Below are 2,699 nucleotides of genomic sequence, written 5' to 3' on the forward strand. Positions count from 1 at the left end.
GGATATTGGAGAAGATCGGGCCCACCACGAAATCGACCTTGTCGCGTTCGAGCAGGCCCTTGACCTTGGTCACCGCACCGTCCGGCTTGAGCTCGTCATCGACCGCAATGACCTCGACCTCGCGGCCCGCCATCTTGCCGCCGAGATACTTGACCGCGAGCGCAAAACCGTCGCGGGCCTGCTGGCCAAGAACCGCCGCCGGACCCGACAAGGTCACGATCACGCCGATCTTGATCTTCTCCTGCGCAAGCGCCGCGTCGGCCGAGATGCCCAACAATGCCGCCAGCCCGGCGAACTTCAACTGCTTCTTCATGACCCCTCCCCATCGGCCGCGACACGCGACCGATATCCGCGCGCCAATCCAGGCTCGAACTTTCAAGGTTCAGCTTATGCTCATGATGGCTGTCCCCGCAAGCAAGCGGGTGCTGGCCGGGGCAGCAAAAAGCCGCCCATACAGCGGCATGCAAGCCGTACGCCAGATGTTTGAACCCTAAAGAAACCAAAAATGCCGTGGCAGAGCATCGGCGTTTTGACTTGCGGCGCTCGCCAAACTATTTGATGGTCGATCCTTCAGGGCGAAAGCCGACGGGCGCGATTGCATCATGATCCTCGATTCCGAGACCAAGGCCGTCGAGTTGCCGGAAGATCACGGCGACGAGTTGCGATTATGGCTTCGGCTCCTGACCTGCGCCAACCTCATCGAAGGCGAGGTGCGCGGCCGGTTGCGCGAACGGTTCGATGTCACGCTGCCGCGTTTCGACCTGATGGCCCAGCTCGACAAGGCGCCGGACGGCATGACGCTGTCGGACGTATCGAAACGGATGATGGTTTCCAACGGCAATGTAACCGGGCTGGTCGAGCGGCTGGTCGAATCCGGTCATCTCGACCGGCGCACATCGGATTCCGATCGGCGCGTCCAGGTCATACGATTGACGAAGGCAGGCCGCGCCGAGTTTCGCAAGATGGCCGCGGAGCACGAGAGGTGGATCGCCGATATCTTTTCGGATCTCACCCCAAAGGACGTCCGCGAATTGATGCGCCTGTTGGCCAGGACCAAGGCTTCGGCGCGGAAATCCGCCCAAGCACGAGCATGATCAGCCTTGAGCGCCGGGATCGACTACGAGGCCGAATACAATAACCGGGCCCGGGTTCCGGAGCATCCGGCGCTGATTGCCGGCTGGGCGCGCGACGCCGCGGCCTACCGTGAGCGTACGGCGCCGCGTTCGATGTCCTACGGTCCAGGTGCGCGCCACACCATCGATTTCTTTCCCGGCGGCCATGACGGTCCGATCGTCGTTTTCATTCACGGCGGCTACTGGCAGGCGCTGGACGGCTCGTTTTTCAGCCACCTCGCCGCGGGCCTCAACGCGCACGGGATCGGCGTCGCCATTCCAGGCTATGATCTGTGCCCCAATGTCACCATCGATGACATCATCCGGCAAATGCGAACGATGACCCGTGCGCTGGCACGGCCTGGAAAATCCCTCGTCATCAGCGGCCATTCCGCGGGGGGGCATCTTGCCGCCTGCATGCTGGCAACCGATTGGCCGGCGTTCGATGCTTCGTTACCGCCAGATCTCGTCAGCGCAGCCTATTGCATTTCCGGCCTGTTCGATCTTGCGCCGCTGGTCGAAACCTCCATCAACAACGCATTGCACCTCGACCCCACGACCGCGAGAGCCGCGAGCCCATTGTTCTGGCCGGCGCCGCTGCACGGCAGGCTCGATGCTGTCGTCGGTGAAAACGAAAGTGCCGAGTATTTCCGGCAGAGCCGGACCATCGTCGAACGATGGGGCCGGGCCGGCATCACCACCCGGTTCGGTACCGTCCCCGACGCCAACCACTTCACCGCGATTGCGCCGCTGGCCGATCCGCGATCGCCGATGGTGCTGCGGCTGACGGAACTGGCGGGACGCTAGATTTCAGAAAAAGTGCTGGAATGCCCGGATTCGGGCTCTTGCGCCAAATTACTTTAAGTATAAAATGTTTCGGCATAAGGCGCTGCCGGACGGCCCCGCAACACAGGTCGCAAGCCTTTCATCCCGAAATCGGGGGGAGGATGTCAATGTCGGGTGGAATTCCGAGCCTCGGCCCATCGGGTCACGTTGACGATTTTGCGCGGCGAAATCTTCCGCCGTTCCACCAATGGCCGGAATTGCTGCTCGACCGGCCGGAATTTCAATATCCCGAATATCTCAACGCCGCGGTCGAACTGACCGATCGGATCGTCGAGCAGGGGCTCGGCGATCGCATCGCGCTGATCGGCAACGGCCGCCAGCGCACCTACAAGGAGCTGGCGGACTGGTCGAACCGCCTCGCCCATGCCTTGGTGGAGAATTACGGCGTCAAGCCCGGCAACCGCGTGCTGATACGCTCGGGCAACAATCCGGCCCTGGTCGCGGCATGGCTTGCGGCAACGAAAGCAGGCGCCGTCGTCGTCAATACCATGCCGATGCTTCGTGCCGGTGAATTGGCCAAGATCATCGACAAGGCAGAGATCGGCCTCGCGCTGACGGACAGTCGCATCGCCGACGAACTGGTCGCGTGCGCGAAGACCAGCCGGTTTTTGAAGCAGGTGGTGAATTTCGACGGCACGTCGAACCATGACGCCGAGCTCGACCGGGTGGCGCTGAACAAGCCGGTGAAGTTCGACGCGGTGAAAACGGGACGCGACGACGTCGCCCTGCTTGGGTTTACGT

The 2,699-nt window shown here is 62.2% G+C and carries 4 protein-coding genes; 3 read left to right on the forward strand and 1 reads right to left on the reverse strand.

Annotated elements, in window-relative coordinates; translation table 11 throughout:
• The coding region (locus WCE35_RS25380; protein WP_424596052.1) for an ABC transporter substrate-binding protein at positions 1 to 313 on the reverse strand (313 nt) is incomplete at its 3' end.
• A gap of 289 nt (positions 314 to 602) precedes the next feature.
• Here WCE35_RS25380 and WCE35_RS25385 point away from each other — a divergent pair.
• From WCE35_RS25385 to WCE35_RS25395, 3 genes are all read left to right on the forward strand, one after another.
• Positions 603 to 1,094, forward strand: a complete 492-nt coding sequence (locus tag WCE35_RS25385) for a MarR family winged helix-turn-helix transcriptional regulator (protein WP_424596053.1) — start codon at positions 603 to 605, stop codon at positions 1,092 to 1,094.
• A gap of 6 nt (positions 1,095 to 1,100) precedes the next feature.
• Complete coding sequence (locus WCE35_RS25390; protein WP_424596054.1) at positions 1,101 to 1,919, forward strand: alpha/beta hydrolase; 819 nt, start codon at positions 1,101 to 1,103, stop codon at positions 1,917 to 1,919.
• A gap of 146 nt (positions 1,920 to 2,065) precedes the next feature.
• A partial coding sequence (locus tag WCE35_RS25395; protein WP_424596055.1) for an AMP-binding protein occupies positions 2,066 to 2,699 on the forward strand: 634 nt, incomplete at its 3' end.

Source organism: Bradyrhizobium sp., assembly GCF_049691595.1.
Lineage (GTDB): Bacteria > Pseudomonadota > Alphaproteobacteria > Rhizobiales > Xanthobacteraceae > Bradyrhizobium.

Coding starts and splice junctions, on each gene's coding strand:
- WCE35_RS25385 (WP_424596053.1), top strand. CDS start 603: ATGATCCTCGATTCCGAGACCAAGGCCGTCGAGTTGCCGGAAGATCAC.